This window comes from Amycolatopsis sp. VS8301801F10 (assembly GCF_046195355.1).
Classification (GTDB): Bacteria; Actinomycetota; Actinomycetes; order Mycobacteriales; family Pseudonocardiaceae; genus Amycolatopsis.
Window position 1 is genome coordinate 994,165 of record NZ_CP176065.1, and the last position, 17,135, is coordinate 1,011,299.

At 66.3% G+C, this 17,135-nt stretch carries 14 protein-coding genes, 1 tRNA gene and 1 pseudogene; 5 read left to right on the plus strand and 11 right to left on the minus strand.

Annotated elements, in window-relative coordinates; genetic code table 11:
• Window positions 1–37 precede the first annotated feature (37 nt).
• The 8 genes from F9C11_RS04800 to F9C11_RS04835 form a co-directional block, all read right to left on the minus strand.
• Complete coding sequence (locus F9C11_RS04800) at window positions 38–2,500, minus strand: tetratricopeptide repeat protein (RefSeq protein ID WP_409186815.1); 2,463 nt, start codon at window positions 2,498–2,500, stop codon at window positions 38–40.
• Between the two features lie 690 nt (window positions 2,501–3,190).
• On the minus strand, window positions 3,191–4,123 hold the full coding sequence (locus F9C11_RS04805) for a glutamate ABC transporter substrate-binding protein (protein WP_409186816.1): 933 nt from the start codon (window positions 4,121–4,123) through the stop codon (window positions 3,191–3,193).
• Window positions 4,124–4,152: 29 nt separating this feature from the next.
• On the minus strand, window positions 4,153–5,541 hold the full coding sequence (locus tag F9C11_RS04810) for a hypothetical protein (RefSeq protein WP_409183698.1): 1,389 nt from the start codon (window positions 5,539–5,541) through the stop codon (window positions 4,153–4,155).
• A 91-nt stretch (window positions 5,542–5,632) separates the two neighbouring features.
• Window positions 5,633–6,688: an ATP-NAD kinase family protein gene (locus F9C11_RS04815; RefSeq protein ID WP_409183699.1), complete on the minus strand. Its 1,056-nt coding sequence runs from the start codon at window positions 6,686–6,688 to the stop codon at window positions 5,633–5,635.
• 144 nt (window positions 6,689–6,832) lie between these two features.
• A complete protein-coding gene (locus F9C11_RS04820; protein WP_409183700.1) occupies window positions 6,833–7,054 on the minus strand; it encodes a heavy-metal-associated domain-containing protein in 222 nt (73 codons plus the stop codon).
• 192 nt (window positions 7,055–7,246) lie between these two features.
• On the minus strand, window positions 7,247–7,450 hold the full coding sequence (locus F9C11_RS04825) for a cold-shock protein (protein ID WP_009071749.1): 204 nt from the start codon (window positions 7,448–7,450) through the stop codon (window positions 7,247–7,249).
• A gap of 211 nt (window positions 7,451–7,661) precedes the next feature.
• Window positions 7,662–7,928: a hypothetical protein gene (locus F9C11_RS04830; protein ID WP_409183701.1), complete on the minus strand. Its 267-nt coding sequence runs from the start codon at window positions 7,926–7,928 to the stop codon at window positions 7,662–7,664.
• Between the two features lie 295 nt (window positions 7,929–8,223).
• Window positions 8,224–9,867, minus strand: a complete 1,644-nt coding sequence (locus tag F9C11_RS04835; RefSeq protein WP_409183702.1) for a thiamine pyrophosphate-binding protein — start codon at window positions 9,865–9,867, stop codon at window positions 8,224–8,226.
• Window positions 9,868–9,991: 124 nt separating this feature from the next.
• Between F9C11_RS04835 and F9C11_RS04840 the strand changes: the two genes are divergently transcribed.
• Window positions 9,992–11,272 carry a hydroxyacid-oxoacid transhydrogenase gene (locus F9C11_RS04840; RefSeq protein WP_409183703.1) on the plus strand — a complete coding sequence of 427 codons (1,281 nt, stop codon included), beginning with the start codon at window positions 9,992–9,994 and terminating at the stop codon, window positions 11,270–11,272.
• Complete coding sequence (locus F9C11_RS04845) at window positions 11,266–11,673, plus strand: acyl-CoA thioesterase (protein ID WP_409183704.1); 408 nt, start codon at window positions 11,266–11,268, stop codon at window positions 11,671–11,673. Before F9C11_RS04840 ends, F9C11_RS04845 begins: the two co-directional genes overlap by 7 nt.
• Here the strand turns inward: F9C11_RS04845 and F9C11_RS04850 are convergent, their stop codons facing one another.
• Window positions 11,674–12,627: a helix-turn-helix transcriptional regulator gene (locus tag F9C11_RS04850; RefSeq protein ID WP_409183705.1), complete on the minus strand. Its 954-nt coding sequence runs from the start codon at window positions 12,625–12,627 to the stop codon at window positions 11,674–11,676.
• 45 nt (window positions 12,628–12,672) lie between these two features.
• On the opposite strand from F9C11_RS04850, the gene F9C11_RS04855 reads away from it, so the two are divergent.
• A complete protein-coding gene (locus F9C11_RS04855) occupies window positions 12,673–13,752 on the plus strand; it encodes an epoxide hydrolase family protein (RefSeq protein WP_409183706.1) in 1,080 nt (359 codons plus the stop codon).
• Between the two features lie 59 nt (window positions 13,753–13,811).
• Window positions 13,812–13,884 (plus strand) — tRNA-Lys (locus F9C11_RS04860).
• 39 nt (window positions 13,885–13,923) lie between these two features.
• Here F9C11_RS04860 and F9C11_RS04865 read toward each other — a convergent pair.
• Window positions 13,924–14,289 carry a tyrosine-type recombinase/integrase gene (locus F9C11_RS04865; protein ID WP_409183707.1) on the minus strand — a complete coding sequence of 122 codons (366 nt, stop codon included), beginning with the start codon at window positions 14,287–14,289 and terminating at the stop codon, window positions 13,924–13,926.
• Window positions 14,290–14,315: 26 nt separating this feature from the next.
• Here F9C11_RS04865 and F9C11_RS04870 point away from each other — a divergent pair.
• A pseudogene (locus F9C11_RS04870) lies at window positions 14,316–14,787 on the plus strand (NUDIX hydrolase).
• Window positions 14,788–14,839: 52 nt separating this feature from the next.
• Here the strand turns inward: F9C11_RS04870 and F9C11_RS04875 are convergent.
• Window positions 14,840–17,059: an AAA family ATPase gene (locus F9C11_RS04875; RefSeq protein WP_409183708.1), complete on the minus strand. Its 2,220-nt coding sequence runs from the start codon at window positions 17,057–17,059 to the stop codon at window positions 14,840–14,842.
• Window positions 17,060–17,135: the final 76 nt, after the last annotated feature.

The window sequence follows — 17,135 nt, forward strand, 5'->3', positions numbered from 1 at the left end:
ACCCGGGCGCAATGTCGCCGCCAGGCGACGAGCCAACTCAGGTCAACGTCCGAGGCCGAATCGCATTAGCCCGATCCACCAACGCAATCCGATCACTAGCGTTGTCCGTCAACCGAGCCAACGACCGGTAACACCGCTCCAGCCCGAACCGAACGTCCCGCTCCTCCAACTCGCACCCCAGCACCTTCGAAGCCCCGGACTTAACCTGCCCAGGCACCTTCAACCAGTCGTAAGCCGCCTCAAGCACCTCCGCGCTGAGCCGCGTGTGCCGCTCGGCGTCGAGGTTGAGCCGCTGCAACCGCCCCGAAGCGTCGACCAGGTCGCCCTCCGTGACAGTCGGATGCTCGCCGGTACCGACTCCCTGAGCCCGAGTCTTGATCTTGATCGCAGCGACCTGCGCATCCACGTAATGCGTAGAAGTAGCCGGAACCCCCTCCAGCACCTCCACCGCACTCTCCCGCGCCCCCTGCGCCAGATACACCCGCGCAAGCCCGAACGCCGCACTCACATAAGTCCGGTCAGTCCGCCACACCAGCTCGTAAAACCGAGCCGCGCCAAAGTAATCCCCCACCCCTTCAGCACTGACCGCCAACGCCAGCTTGGGCGCGATCTCGCCGGGCAGGTCGTCGTAAACCGCGTCGAACGCCACGTGCGCCACCCGCGGCCGCCCACCGGCAAGCTCGATCAGCCCGCGATACCAGTCGATCCGCCAGTCATGCGGAAACCCATGCCGGATCGCCAAATACTGCGCAGCCTGCAGCTGCCGCTGAGCCTCTACGAACTCGCCCAGCTCGATCCGAGCCCGCACGATCCGCAACCGCACCTCAATCGACTCCCGCGGCGCGGTGGCCAACGCCTCGATCGCCTCATGCGGATCCAGCGCGGTCGTCGTCGCGAGCACACCAGCGGCCGGGTCGTCCGTGTCGACCTGCGGAATCGGCAGCCCGGCAACCACCTCGGCCGCATCCGGCAACGGGACCCGCTCCCCCTGCTCGGGCACCACCAGATGAACGCCGAACGTCCGGCTCTCCGGCCCGAACACCGTCGACGCGGCAGGCCGAGGCTGCCCGGTCCCGAGCGCCATGATCTCGCGCAAGACCCCGGTCAGCTGGTCCGCCATGTCGTCCGCGGCGATGAACCGCCGATCCGGATCAGCGTGCGTGGCCCGCTTCAGGAACCGGTAGTACGACCCGAAAAGCGCGAACAACGGCACCTGGTCCGGCCCGGGCAGCGTGTTCTTGTACTCGCGGGTGTACCCGGCGAACTCGAAGCTCAGCACGGCCAGCGTCCGGCCGACCGTGTACAGGTCCGAGGACACCGACGCGCCCTGCGAGGCCAGCTCGGGCGCGCTGTAGCCGGTGGTGAAGAACAGCGGGCTCTCGTAGTCGTCGATCCGCCGCACCGCGCCGAGGTCGATCAGCTTGAGCTGCTCGCGGGTCTGGATGACGTTGTCCGGCTTGAGGTCGCAGTACAGCAGGCCCTGGCTGTGCAGGTAGCCGAGCGCGGGCAGGATCTCCAGGCCGTATGCGATGACCTGGCCGATCGGCAGCGGCTCCGGCCGGTTGCTCTCCCGGTGGTGCTGCAGCGCGAGCTGGCGCAGCGACTGGCCGCCGACGTACTCCATCACGATGTAGCCGACGGTGTTGCCGGTCTGCGGGTCCGGATGCTGCACGAAGTTGTGGATCTTGACGATGTTCGGGTGCTCGACCTCGGCGAGGAACCGCTGCTCGTTCGCCGCGGCGGCCATCGCGGTGGAGTCGCCGGTGTCGATCAAGCCCTTCAGCACGACCCAGCGGTCGGACACGTTGTGGTCCTTGGCCAGGTAAATCCAGCCGAGACCGCCGTAGGCGAGCGCGCCGAGCACCTCGTACTGGCCGCCGACCAGCTCGTGCGGCTTCAGCTTCGCGACGAACGAGAACGGCGTGCCGCACTTTTCGCAGGTGCCCTCGGGTTCGCCCGGCTGCCCGTCCTTGCCGCGGCCGACCTTCGCGCTGCAGTTGCCGCAGAACCGCTTGTCCTCGGCTACGACCGGGTTCGCCAGCACCGCGGTCGACGGATCGCGGTACGGCACCGGAGGCACGTCGATGAGACCCGCGCCGAGCCGTCCGCGCCGGGAGCGGCGGGTGCCGCGAGAGCCGGTGCGCCGCGAGGTGCCGGGGAACGAACCGGTCCCGGTGCCCGTGCCGGTGCCTTGCGAGCCCTGAGAACCGTGCGTGCCGGTGCCGTGGCCCTCACTGCCTCCGGAGGGCAGGACGCTGTCCGTGCCGTGGTCGGGCAGCGGGCCGCCGTCGGCGGGGGCCACCCGCGGGGTCGGCGGCATGATGCTCTGGGTGTGCGGCGTCGGGCTGGCCAGCACGCTGGTCGGCATCGGCGCGGCCGGGTCGACCGGAGCGACTGGCTGGTTCGACTGCGGCAGGATCACCGGCGCGAGGTCGCCCGGCGGACGCGTCGGGGCGTCCCCGCCGTCAGCCGGCGGCTTGCCCTGAGCCGCGGCGCCCATCGGGATCGGACCGGAGTTCGGGCCGGTGGCGCGGTTCTCCGGCGGCCGGGACGGCCGGTTGCCCTGCGTCTGCTGCGGGCGGTTCGGCGGCACTGGCCGTTGCCCGGTGCGCGACTGCGGCGGGTACGGCTGGCCCTGCGACGGCGGCGCGGGCTGACCGGGATACGGCTGGCTCTGCGACGGCGGCTGGCCCTGCGGACGGCCTTGCGGCATCGGCTGGCCAGCGCGCGGAGCCGGACGGCCCTGCGTCCGCGGCTGCTGACCGGCCGGTCCGGGCTGACCGGGCTGTCCGGCCGCGCCTGGCTGTCCGGGCTGGTTCGGCTGCTGGGCCTGGCCCGGTTGAGCACCTGGCTGAGCGCCCCGCTGAGCCTGCTGCCCGGGTTGCCCGGCCGGAGCACCCTGCGGACGCTGAACCGGAGCGCTGATCAACGTCTCCGCGTCGGGATCCGCCTGCGGGTTCAGCCGTCCGGACACCGACGGTTCCGGGGTGTCCCAGCGCACCGGCGGCGGCGGGGTCCACTCGGCCTCGCCCCGCCCGGACGGCTGGTCCGCGGCCTTCGCCTCGTCGCCGTCCCCCTCCGGTGCTGCGTGCCGAGGACGGCGCGCCTCCTCCGACACAACTACCTCCCGAGCTCCCCGCGGCAAACCTGCCGCTCAAAACGTACAACTCGCGCCGCGAGACCGGCCTGGTCACCCGTATTGCGGGGACGGCGGGCTCGCCGGTCCCAGCCGCGCGCCGACCCAGTTCTGGTAACTGTTCGCCCAGGTGCCGTCGCCGCGGATCTTCTCGAGCACCGCGTTCACGAAGCGGACCAGGTCCTCCTCGTCCTTCGGGATCCCGACGCCGTAATTCTCCTGCGTCATCTTCTCGCCCGCGACCTTCACCGTCGGGTCCTGCGCGGCCATGCCGGCCAGGATCGTGTCGTCCGTGGACACCGCGTCGACCTGGCCCTGCTGCAGCATCACCAGGCAATCCGACCAGTTCGGCACCGACACCGCGACCGGTTTGGCCGGGTCGGTGGCGATCTTCGCGAGCGAGGTCGACTTCGCCGCCGCGCACACGCGTTTCCCGGCCAGGTCGGTCAGCGACTGCGCGTTCGACGACTTCGGCACCAGGATCTTCTGCCCGGCCACGTAGTACACCGACGAGAACTGCACCTGCTTGCGGCGGGCGCAGGTGATGCTGTAGGTCCGGACCACCACGTCGACCTGGTGTTCCTTCAGCACGGTTTCCCGCTGCGACGACGTGATCGCCCGGTACTGCACGTGCCCGTCGGACCCGAAGATCTGCTTGGCGATCTCGTTGACCAGGTCGATGTCGAAGCCCTCGAGCTGGCCGGTCTTCGGATTCCGGAAGCCGAACAGGTAGGTCGTCTGGTCGACGCCGGCGATGAGCTTCCCGCGTTGCTTGATCTTCTGCAGGCTCGGTCCGGAGGTGTCCAGGCCATTCGGCGCGAGGCTGGCCAGCGGATTGCAGCTGGTGTCGGAATCGCCTCCGGCCGCGGCGTCCGGCCCGCCGACGCCCGCCGGGGTGGGCCAGGCCGCGTCGGTGACTGGCGCGGCCTCCATCGGCTGGGCCGCCGTCCCGCAGGCGGCGGCGAGAATCGCGACCACCGCGAGCACGGCAGTCCGGATGAAGTGCCGCGACCGGATCACCGGTACTCCCTCAGTCTCTCTCGCACGCCGACTGTGACACCGCCCGCCGCGAGCACCGCCAGCACGCCGACCCCCGCCGCGAGTGCGGTGAGCGCGTTGTCGCCGGATCTGGTGCTGTCGAGGAATTCCTGGCGGCAGACGTCGATCGCGGCCTGCAGGTTCGTGTCGAGCCGGGCGAACGCGGCGGCGGCGCTGTTCGGGCTGACGCTCGTCGCGAAGTCGACCGCCTCCTGGTACTGGCCGCCGTCGTCGAGGCGGCGGACCTGAAGGTGGGCAAGGGACCATTCGCGCGCGGCCTGCTCCGCCGCTTCGATCTTCTGCTCCCCCGTGGTGCCGGACGCGAGGCCGCGCGCCTCGCCGAGCAGACCGCCCTTGCCGTCGGCGCCGACGAGCTTCTCGGCCAGCTTGATGAACTGCTGCTCGTACGCGCCGCCGTCGCCGCGCGCGACCAGCGTCAGGGTTTCGTCCGCACGGGCCTGCAGCGCGTAGATGCGGGCCCGCACCAGGATGTCGACCTGCGACGTGCCGTCGGTGCGCCCGGTCGCGACGAGACTGCCCTGCACGACGAGCGCGACCGCGCCCCACAGCAGCGACAGCACGATGCAGCCGGTGGCCACGAGCAGCCCGATGTTCAGCACCCGGTTCGTCCGCCGGGTCAAGTAGATCTGCGCGGCCACCAGCGCCGCGAGGAGCGCGACGACCAGCGCGACCGCCGCCCACGGCACGTCGCTGCTGCTGTCCTGCTCGTCGGAAAGCTTCTGGGTGTGCGCGTGGTAGAGCGCGTCCGCGGCGGGCAGGATCGTCGTGCGCATCAGCTGCGAAGCCTCGCGCAGATACGAAGCGCCGGACGGGAAACCCTGCCGGTTGTTCGCGCGCGCGGTCTCGACGATCCCGGTGTAGACCGGGACCTTCTGGTTCAGGATGTCCACCTGGTGGGCGGCGTCGCCGACCTCGGCGGTGTCGGACGCCGCGCGGGCGAGCGCGGATCCCGCTTCGGCGATGTCCTGCTCGTACCGCTTCCGCAGCGCGGGCGGTTCGGTGCCGACGGAAAGGAAGGCGCTGGCCGCGGTCGCGTCCGCGTCCGACAGCGAGCGGAACACCTGTTGCGCGGCCGAGGCGAGAGGTTCCCGGTGCTCGATCAGGCCGTTGATCGTGTTGTCCTTGTCTTTCACGGACAACACGCCGACGAGTCCGGCCACCAGCGAAAGCAGCACCAGCGCGACCGCGATCAGCGAAAGCTTGCCGGGCGTGGTCGTCGTGGATCTGACGACCGCGCGCACCGCCTGGCCGGGCAGGTCCAGCAGGCCGGCGATTCCGCTGCGGCCCCGAAATTCCTCCGGTGGGGGCTCGGCAGTCGTTTCCGGCCGCGTCGCAGTGCTGCTCATCCCCGATCCTCCCCGTGTGCCACTCGCAGAAGGTAGCCGGTCGGGCAAGCCGCAGCACACGACACCCGGAAGGTGTCACCTGCACGTGATCTCAGCCAGCGCACCGACCGTGGCTTCGGCCTTTCTCGCCGGTTCTGCTCGTAGCAGCACTGCGTAGCAACCCCTGGGTTGCCGCTTCGGCCATTGCCGCGCGTACGTCGACGCACCACGGGCCGTCGGCGCGCAGTTCCACGTACGCACCTTCGCCGTTCTTCAGCTCCAGTTCGCGTTCTCCGTCAACCGCGATAACGCCGCCACCTGCGGCAAGGTCCACGCGTACGCCGGGACGCAGCACTCCCCAACCGCGTACGCCGACTGGACGCACGACACCGGGCGCGATCGCGGCGTGCACCACGTACGCGGAACTGTCGACCGGACCGAGCTGAAGCGCCACACCGTCCGCGCTGGAGCGAGAGCTGGGACACAGCTGTCCGGCGATGCTCGACAAGCCAATGCCGTCCGGCTCGGCGAAGGTGCAATACAGCTCAGTGAGCGCGGTCGGATCCCAGAGCGCCTTCGCGCCGACGTGTTTGTTCATCGACACCGCGACGTCCACCAGCGCGATCTCACGGCGGTTCTTGGTGACGACTTCAAGCATGCTGACCCGCTGAGTCACGAGGTCGGCGTCGACCTGGCCGCTCGCGACCATCCCGGCGGCGAGCCCGGCCACGGTGGCCTCCCCGGCCTGCGGGAACGCGTTGTTGGTACCAGTCGGCAGCGCGAGCAGCGGCACGTCACCGCAGGCCTTGGCGGCGACCCGGGCCGTGCCGTCGCCCCCGAGGCACACGATCACGCCGGCTCCCGCGTCGACCATCTGGCGCACCGCGTTGATGGTGTCCTGCGCGGTGCCGGTGAGGGTGTCCTCGTCGCAGAAGTCGACCTCGGGCAACGGATCGCGGCCGAGGTCGCGCAGCACCGCGGCGGAGATGCCGCCGAGGTCGGAGGACAGCAGCGCGCGGTCGACGCCGGTCACCGCGAACGCCGACAGCAGCCGGCGCACCAGGTTGGCCTTCTCCTCGACGGGCACGGCCGACGCCTGCGTGACGAGTCTTCGGATGTCCTGTCCGGACGCCGGGTTCGCCACGATTCCCGCAACGACTTCCCCCATCGAGCATCCCCCCAAGTCCGCTGCCGCCAGGGGACCAGCACACGCGTCCGGCCGCGCGGAGGAAAGGGTTGCACGGACGTTGCATCGGCCGTGCCTCCACGCCGGCCAGAGCCTACCCTGGGTTCCGGCGTGGCTACCTATCGTTCAAACGAGGGAAGCAAGCCCTTCGTAGGTGTAGCCGGCTTCTTCGACCGCGGCGCGGACAGCGGTCTCGTCGAGGGTTTCGGCGCTGCGGACCGTCACGTGTCCGGTCTCGACGTCGACGGAGACGTTCTCGACCCCGGGCAGCTCGGTCAGTTCTTCGGTGACCGACTGTGCGCAGTGGCCGCAGGACATCCCGGTGACGAGATAAGTGTTTTCGCTCATGTCCGCGGAGCGTACGACCACCCGGGCGCGCCACGATCGGGTGATCCACAATGGCCGGTCAGGCACAGAAAGCCTTGCCGCGCAACACAATCCGCATCGTGAGACGGCATCGGCGGCGCTCCGGCGGCAGAGACGAAAGAAGCCACCACCCCCGCGACCGGGAGTGGTGGCGACTTAGCGATGAGACGCAGGTCAGATCAGGCTGACCGACGTGGCCTGCGGGCCCTTCTGGCCCTGGCCGATCTCGAACTGCACGCGAGCGTTCTCCTCAAGGGTACGGAAACCGTTGCCCTGGATCTCGCTGTAGTGCACGAAGACGTCGCCGCCGCCGTTGTCGGGAGTGATGAAGCCGAACCCCTTCTCGGAGTTGAACCACTTCACGGTGCCCTCAGTCATCTAAACAATCTCCATACATAACACCAAAACAGGAAGCCGACCGACGTCCTGGGCCCAGACACGGGCGAGATGCGTTCTCCGGAGAGGAAGCCCACGCCCGCTGAGTTCTGCGAGCGTGCTAAACCACGAACACAAAAATCGAGACCAACTAAAGTAAAGCACAGCGGAGCGGGCGCGGACAAGCCGACTCACCCCAGTTCGCGAGACCGGGTCACTCCCCGCTGGCGTGGCGGAGCGGCGCGCCGAACGGCGAACGCCAGTCAGCGCCCTGGTCGGGCGCGACCACGGCTACGTCGTGGGCCTCCGCGCTGGCGCTGAACAGCACCGGGACCACTCCGGACCGGGTCTGCGCGGGCACCTCGACGGATTGGCCCTGTTCCGGCTCCTCGCGCACTACCGACACCAGCGCGCCGGACCGGGCGCGGCCGCGAGCAGCGGTCCCCGCGGTACGGGATTTCCCGTCCTTTTCGTCGGCCATGACGAACTCCCCTCGTTCCTTCCCCGCCCCGAGCGGGGGATGACCGCGATGGTGCCATCCGGCACCGACAAAATCCGGCCGAAACCGGTTGTCCCCACCCCTGAAACGCGCCGAACGGCCGCGAACCGAGCCGGGAAACGTGTCCACCCGGGAATTTCCCCAACCGAACGCCGGCGAACCTCGCCGGGCGAACCGGGTCCGGATGCCGAACCCCGGGAACGCCCTCAGGTTACCTGAGCCAACCCCCGCCAGCTACCGAACATTCCCGGCGTTTCCTTGTGTTCTCAGGAAGATTTCAGGTCCCGGAAGGACGCGGGGCTCCGAGAAGCGTGCTCAGCCGCACGTCGGGGGTCACCACATCCGGGTCGGTCCGGACATCGATCACACACGGCCGCTGCCGGACGAGCGCGCTCGCGATGATCGGTTCGAGCCGCTCGCGATCGTCCACCGTGTACCCCGCCGCGCCGAGCCCGCGCGCCCACGACGCGAAGTCCGTCAGCGGGATTGTTACTCCGGACAGCCGTCCATGCGTACGCGCCTGATGCATCGCGAGTGGACCGTGCAAGCCGTTCTGGAACACCACCACCATCACCGGCGCGCGGTAACGCACAGCGGTCTCGATCTCTTGCCCTGTCATCAGAGTGCCCGCGTCGCCGACCATCGCGACCACAGCGCGCCGCGGTTCGGCGAGCTTGGCCGCTACCGCCGCAGGCACCGCGTACCCCATCGCGGCGTTGCTCGGACCGAGCTGGCTACGCGGAGCGGTGAAGCACCAGTAGCGGTGCATGAACTGCGCGAAGTTGCCAGCGTCGCTCGTGACGATGGTGTCCTCGGGCGCGAGCTTTCGCAGCGCGCGCACGACATCGACCGGATGTACGCGCGTGTTGTTGCTTGTGTTCGGCGGTGTCATGAAGGTGTGCACGGCAGCGTTCGCGGCCGACGCTCTGCGCGTACGCGGCGAAGCGATCGCGCGCAGCTCCTTCAGGAACGGCTCGACCTCAGTGTCCACGCGGAACGTGAGGCCGCGACGGCGCTGTTCGTCGATGCCAGTGCCGACAAGGACAAGCGTCTGCTGTGGAGTCGGGTAGCGGAAGCCCTGCGTCGTGACTTCGTCGAGCTGTGTGCCGAGCGCGAGCACGAGGTCGGCCCGTTCGAGCGCGTCAAGCTGACGCGCCGGGATGCCGAGGCCGAGGTGTCCGGCGTAGCGCGCATGGTTCTCCGGGAACGCGTCCTGGCGGCGGAAAGCGTTGTAGACCGGGAGCGCCAGTTCGTCCGCCACCGCGATCAGCTCGTCGCGCGCCGACCGCGCGCGCCCGCCGACGATGACCACCGGGTAGCGCGCTTCGTCCACCAGCCCGGCCACCGCTTCCGCCGAACGGCCCAGCGTTCCGGTGGCCGGCGGGCGAACCTTCGCCACCGGTTTGGCCGAGTCGTACGGGACGCCCCACGCGTCGCTCGGCACCCCGATCACGACCGGGCCCGGCCGACCCTCGCGACACCGGGCGAGGCCTTCGGCGAGCAGATGCGGCACGTCGTCGGGATCGTCCGCGCGGACGCACCATTTGGCGATCGATTCGAACATCCCGGTCGAATCGGACGCCGGGACCTCGCCGGTGAGCACCGGGTCGAGCGCGGGGGTTTCGAGCAGCACCACCATCGGCGTCTCGTCCTGGTACGCCGTCTGCACGCCCATGACCAGCGCGGCAGCACTCGGACCGCGGCTGGCGAGCAGCACGGCGGGACGTTCGGTGAGCTTGCCCTCGGCCTCCGCCATGAAGGCCGCGCCCGAATCATGGCGGGCCGAAACGAGCGTGACGTCGCGCTCGCGGCGAAGCGCGTCGAGCAATTCCAGGAACGACTCACCGACGACCGCGTACACCCGGCGGACCCGGGCCTCGTTCAAGACGCGTACGGCCGTTTGCGCGACGGTGGTTCCCACTTGGTATCTAATGAGGAGAGCTTAGGGCGGCACCGTGAACCGGCGTCAAGTGATCTTGAGCAACTCGCCGCCGGATTGTGCCGATTGCCGGATCGGGCCGCCCACCAGTTGGGAGGACGCCGTCGTGACACCCGCCGAACATGAGACTGTTTTCACTTATGGGGCTCCGGCGCTCAAATACGGAAGCGGGTCGAGCGACGAGATCGGATACGATCTGAGCCAGTTCGGCGCGCGCCGCGTGCTGGTGGTGACCGACCCGGTCGTCGCGGCGACCGGCTGGCCGGAGCGGATCGCCGAGGGCATCCGCGGCTACGGGATCGCGGCCGAGACTTTCGACGGCGTGCACGTCGAGCCCACCGACGTCAGCATGCAGAAGGCCGTCGATTTCGCCCGCGGCACCGGCCCGTACGACGCGTTCGTGGCGGTCGGCGGCGGCTCCAGCATCGACACCGCGAAGGCCGCCAACCTCCTGACCAGCAACGACGGCGAGCTGATGGATTACGTCAACGCGCCGGTCGGCGGCGGCCGAGCGCCGGCGAACCCGCTGAAGCCGCTGGTCGCGGTGCCGACGACGACCGGAACCGGGTCGGAAAGCACCACGGTGTGCGTGCTGGACGTGCTGTCGCTGCGGGTGAAGAGCGGGATCAGTCACCTGCGGCTGCGCCCGGCGCTGGCGGTCGTGGACCCGCGGCTCACGGTCAGCCAGCCGGCCGGGGTCACCGCGGCGAGCGGGATGGACATCCTGTGCCACGCCGCGGAGAGCTACACCGCCAAGCCCTACACCGAGTTCGACCGGAAACGGCCGGAGGAGCGGGTGCCGTACTGCGGGGCGAACCCGCTGGCGGACATGTTCGCGGAGAAGTCGCTGCAGCTGCTGTCGTGGGCGCTGCCCGCCGCGGTCCGCGACGGCGAGAACCTGGCCGCGCGCGAGGCGATGGCGCTGGCCGCGACGTTCGCCGGGCTCGGCTTCGGCAACGCCGGCGTGCACATCCCGCACGCCAACGCCTACCCGATCGCCGGGCAGGTCCGGGATTTCCACCCCGACGGCTACCCCGGCGACGAAGCGATGGTGCCGCACGGCATGGCCGTCTCGCTCACCGCGCCCGCCGCGTTCCGGTTCACCTACGCCGCGAACCCGGAACGGCACCAGCGCGTCGCCCGGCTGCTGGCCCCGGACTTCGAATGGTCCGGCGACTTCGCCGACCACCTGCCCGCCGTGCTGACCTCGCTGATGAACGAGATCGGCCTGCCCGCCGGGATCGGCGCGGTCGGCTATACGGAGTCCGATGTGGACTCTCTGGTGGCGGGAACGCTGAAGCAGCAACGGTTGCTGGCCACCGCGCCGCGCACTCCGTCCGAAGAGGACCTGGCGGGGATTCTGCGGGATTCGGTGGAGCTGTGGTGAGCTACCCGTACTGGCAGACGGTTCCGTTGCGCTGGAAGGACAACGACGTCTACGGCCATGTGAACAACGTCGTGCATTACTCGCTGATGGACACCGTCATCAACACCTGGCTGATCGAACGCGGCGGTCTCGACATCGAGTCCGGACCGGTGATCGGGCTGTGCGTGGAATCGCGTTGTGCTTACCACGCCTCGGTTTCTTTCCCGGACACGCTGCGGATCGGGTTGCGAGTGGCGCATCTCGGCCGGTCGAGCGTGCGGTACGAGATCGGGATGTACACCGCCTCGGAAACCTTGGTGGCGGAGGGGAATTTCGTGCACGTATTCGTGGACCGCGAATCGCGGCGGCCGGTGGAAGTGACCGGGAAGCTGCGGGAATCGCTGGCGGAACTGGCGGTGTGATCACGCGGTCCCGGCCGCCCGCAGCGCCCTGCCGCCGAGTTCGCGCAGGTGCTCCGCCAGCTCCGGGGGTTCGTGCACCTCGAACTCGCGGCCGAGGCTGGTCAGCCGGAACGCCAGCCACTCGAGCGTGTCGGCCGGGCTGACGACCCGGCAGGTGCGCGCGTCCACCGCGGTCACTTCGCTTGCCGCGCCCCACCTCCGCGCCACCTCGTCGGCCGGCGCGTGCACGGTGACGACCGCACGATGCGTCGGGCGGGAGGTGTGCAATTTCCTGGTCACGTACTCCGCCGGGTCCTTGGCGGGCAGGTCTCGGGCGGTGAACCGGATCCCGATGGCCTGCGGGTTTTCGATCCGATCGACGCGGAAGACCCGCCAGTCGTCCCGGTCGAGGTCGAAGGCCAGCAGGTACCAGCGCCGGCCGGACGACACCAGATGATGCGGTTCGACCAGCCGTTTCGTCGCCTTGCCGTCGTTGGCGAGATAGCCGAACCGCAGCCGCTCGCGGTTGGCGATCACGGTGGCCAAGGCCGTGAGCGCTTCCGGATCCACCCGCGGCCCGTCGTTCAGCGGCAGCGGCACGGTCGCGCCGCTCACCACGCTCACCCGGCGCCGCAGCCGGGACGGCAAGACCCGCTCCAGCTTCGTCAGCGCACGCACCGAGGCCTCGTCAATCCCGGTCACCGCGTGTCCGGACGCCATCCGCAACCCGACCGCGATCGCCACCGCCTCCTCGTCGTCAAGCAGCAACGGCGGCATCGCACTGCCCGCGACCAGGCGATATCCGCCTTCCGCGCCCATCGTCGCCTCGACCGGATACCCCAGCTCCCGCAGCCGCTCGATGTCCCGGCGAACCGTGCGCCCCTCGACGTTCAGCCGCTGCGCCAGCTCGCTGCCCGGCCACTGCCGCGGGGTCTGCAGCAACGACAGCAACTGCAACAACCGCGCCGCACTCATGATCTAGGACCATAGCTGACCTACATGGCCTCTAGCGTCTTGGCCATGACCATTCGCCCGTTCCGCATCGACATCTCCGACGCCGCCCTCGCCGACCTGCGCGCCCGGCTCACCCAAACCCGCTGGCCGGCCCAGCTGCCCGGCGATGGCTGGGACCGCGGCGTCCCCGTCGACTGGCTGCGCGAGGTCGCGGCCTACTGGGCCACCGGCTACGACTGGCGCGCGCACGAGGCCCGGTTGAACGAATTCCCCCAGTTCCACACCGAAATCGACAGCGTCGACCTGCACTTCCTGCACGTCCCGTCGGCCGCACCGGACGCCACGCCGGTCCTGCTGACGCACGGCTGGCCGAACTCGTTCGTCGAGTTCGCGGCCTTGCTCGAGCACCTGTCGGACTTCCACGTCGTCGTCCCGTCCCTGCCCGGCTTCGGCTTCTCCTCCGCCCCCGGCCCCGGCTGGGATGCCGCCCGGGTAGGCCGCGCGTGGGCCGCGTTGATGGACCGCCTGGGATACCGCGACTACGTCGTCCAAGGCGGCGACTACGGCGCATACGTGGCCCCGGAAGTCGCCCAGGTCGGTCCGGTGCTCGGCGTCTACCTCACCGCTGGCCTGGGAATTCCCACTGACGCCGACCTGCCCGATCTGGACTCGGCGGAGCGCCTGGCGTTCACCGAGATGATGTCCCAGGACTGGATGAACGGCGTCGACCACCACGCCCTGCTGCGGACCGCCCCGCAAACGTTCGCGTACGGCTGGAACGACTCGCCCGCGGCCGCGTTGGCGTGGATGGCGCAGAAGTTCCACGAGTTCAACGCCGGCGGGCGAGGACTGGACGAGATGCTGGACGCGTTCCTGACGAACCTGAGCGTGTACTGGTTCACGGAGACGTTCGGGACGTCGTCGTGGTCGTTCTACTCAAGCACCGGGTTCGCCTGGCCGCGGGGACAGAAGACCGCACCGACCGGGGTGTACAGCGGAGTGCCGGGGATCCGCCGGCTGGCTGAGCGAGAGTCGGACATCGTCCACTGGCCGGTCGACAATCCGGCGGGGCACCACTTCATCGCGATGGACCAGCCAGAGGCGTACGCAGCAGACCTCGCCCGGTTCGTGGCGAAGCTCCGGTAGCCACAGGAGGTGCCGGGCCCCGGCAAGGGGCCGGGCACAGCCCGCTAGACTGAGCGCGCGGGCCGTTAGCTCAATTGGTAGAGCTGCGGACTTTTAATCCGTAGGTTCTGGGTTCGAGCCCCAGGCGGCCCACTCAAACTTCCAGGTCAGCGGCTTGTTTCGGACCTGCGCTCAAGATCGGCTCCCCGGTTTATCCCCGGTTTTGGGCTGGGACGGATTATCCAGCAGGCCTTCCAGGGCCAACGCCGTGACCGGGTTGACGGCCTTCCGCTCCAGGTAGTTGTCCTGCGTCATCGACACCCGTGAGTGGCCGAGGTGGTCCGCGATCAGCCGGGTCGGGATGCCCGCGTCGTCCAGCGCGGTCGCCGTCGTCTTCCGGAAGTTGTGCGACGTCAGCCAGATGAAGTCGTCGCCACCGCGGATCTCCCGGATCACCCGCAGGACGTTGTTCGGGTCGCGCAGTCCGCCGACCGTGCTGGCGAACACCGGACTTGCCAGTGGCCGACCGTCCTTCGAGACCGTCTGGAACCTCGCCAAGCCCGCCACCATCTAGGAGGCACCACATGGCACGCGTCGACTACTACAACGACCCGAACGCCCCCAAAGCCAACAGCATCGCCGTCGCGGTTTCCGTGTTCATCCAGGACGACGCGAGACGGATTTTTGATGATCCGACGGACGGACAACGACCTCTACGCAATCCCCGGCGGACAGCTGGAGCTAGGAGAAACCCTCACCCAAGCTGCCGTCCGCGAGGTCCGCGAAGAAACTGGTATCGAGTGCGAGGTAACCAACCTCGTCGGCATATACTCCAATCCGAACCACATTATTTCATATGAGAACGGTGAGATTAGACAGGAATTCTCAATTTGCTTCAGAGCAACGATGCTAGGTGGCGACTTAAAAACCAGCAGTGAGAGCAAAGAAGTCTGCTGGGTAAAACCTCGCGACCTGAAGGAACTAAGAATTCACGAATCGATCAGCTTGCGCCTCCAGCATGCACTGAACCTGCACCGGCCTCCATACTTTACCTAGATTTCCGAAAGCTTTTAACTCTACGAAACCATAGGAATCGGCAGCTGAACAGCTACTGAGTAACCTTACGCAGAAGCGACTCAATCTCGCTCGCAACTTCTTCGACTGGCACAAGTGCCGCCAAGTGACCAGAGTCTCGATCTTTATTAAACCGTAAGCCGTGATCCTTCATAAGCTCGTCGAGTATTTCGTGCCCTGGTGCCATTTCCAACTTCAAACCGTCCCAATTTGAGGTCACCTCATCTTGCGCCCGAGACACAAGTTCAGGGATTTCCCGGCGAAGATCAGAGATCGCCGCTTCGAGATCCTTGACTACTAATTGCGCCGCGTCAGCCAAGCTTGATTCACTTGATTCTTCGAACAGCCTGTTTCGATCTATTCTATAAACTTGACATAGCTGCGATGCGAGGCGCTTCAAAATACTAGTACTCTGGAGGCCGTCCGCCACTTCGGGCAGCCTTTGCAATACCGTGCTTGGGTCGACCAAAATTTCACGCTTTGCGGACCGCCAAGATTTTTCCTTTATGAAAGATGCAATAGAACCCGGCACAAGCAGGTAGTTCTCAATTTCCCGCCTAGTCAACACGTGCAATTCTGCTTGTCCTTCTAGTTGCGCCACCAATCTATCAATCTGCACCTCTTGCTTCTCATCGCGATCAATAACAAAGAATGATTTGACCTGTCGCTTACCGAGGAAAGACAAGGTTGCCTGGGCAGCGTAGTGAGTGAAGTTCCTCGCTCCTCCCATAACCACAAAGCCAACGTTAGCTTGCCCCAGGTTGATGCCAAGCGTATGAGCAAAAGCTCGCAGCACAAGTTCGTCCGATACACCCTCAACAAAGATGAGACGATCAAACATAAAAACTGAGCTAAGGCGGATTCCAAGCTCTTTTGACACCTCGATGTCAACATCGTCCACATTCAAACGTTTAACCTGCGTATTGACGCCTTTTTGGACCATGTAGATATTGCGTAAATCCCCTGTATCAAGAAAGTTAGTCGAGTGTGTAGTCAAGAACACTTGCGTTGAATAGCTCACGCCCTTGAGGTAACGCATCATAGCAACTTCGAGGGCCGGATGTAGATGAACTTCAGGCTCCTCAACTAGCAACAAGTCTGGCTGCTGGAATTCCAGGTCTAGAACAAGCCGCAACGCCTCTCGAATCCCGGAACCATTTGCCTGCACAAGAAAGTCGTCAACGTCCAACTCCGCATCTGGCAAATTAGCTATCCTTCGCGATCCCATGGGACGCGGCCGCCGTGGTGTATCGCTCGCAAATGCGTCTATTTCCACACCGAGCAGACTCGAAACCGTCTCCTGAATATTTCGTAGCGTTTGCCCCCCTCCCCTACTCATCTTGAGTCGCAGGAGTTGACCCGCTTCAATTGATCCAATCGGTTCTCTGCGATCCGCAAGGTGAAGAACACGGATCTCGGCAAGCTTGGCGACCAGATATTTTACATAGTTAGGAACGGAGTCAATTTCTCCCGCGAATGCATCGACGGCGTTTTCTAACTTTTTCGATTCGAGATCGCTAACTCGAGCACGCAGCTGAATAACATATGATTGGACCTGCCTAGAAAATTCAATAAGGTCATCAGATCGAAGCGCCATCGAAGTTACCTCATCAAGAGTCTCCTTGCTTAGGTTTCCATACGAGTACGAGGGTAAGGAACGCCCTCTCTTAAACATGACCCACTCGTCGTTGTCCATAGGACGGTTTTCGAGCACGCTAGCGTCGTCAGACATCGTTTTGATTTGGATTATTCTGGATGCCAAATCCTTCGCTGTGACAAAAGGGACACTCACAAGACTTATCGGCTCGCCGGATGGGCTCCCGTCCTTTTCGCAAGGCTGATGAGATATGGTTTTGATGTATCCGGTACGGAAAGGCTTGGTTAGATACTCAATATCAATACACAGCACATCACACTCGCCGACCGCGGGAATGGCTTGCTTTACCTGCGGAAACTCTTCGGCAATCCGCTCATACACGCCGGAAAGAACTTCGGAACCAACTTGAATTTTGCCTCGTAATCCGATAGGCCTTGCATCGTCCTTATTGAAAAAGTCTGCGCTCTTTCCGAAGATGGGATCCTTCTCCGCGAGATTCCCGCCGGAAAGGAATGAAAAGAATGACGCTACCGCGGACAAGAGATTTGATTTGCCGGAATTATTCTTTCCGATTAGCACATTGAAATTGCCGCACTCATCCAGGCGTTGAGCTTCGATGCTGCGCAGGTTGACAATATCCAACGATACTAATCGCACTCTTACTCCCTAGGTCTGTATGACTAGAAACAGCTTCTATACGAGACGTGGTAACCGTCGAAGACGGCCTTCTGCA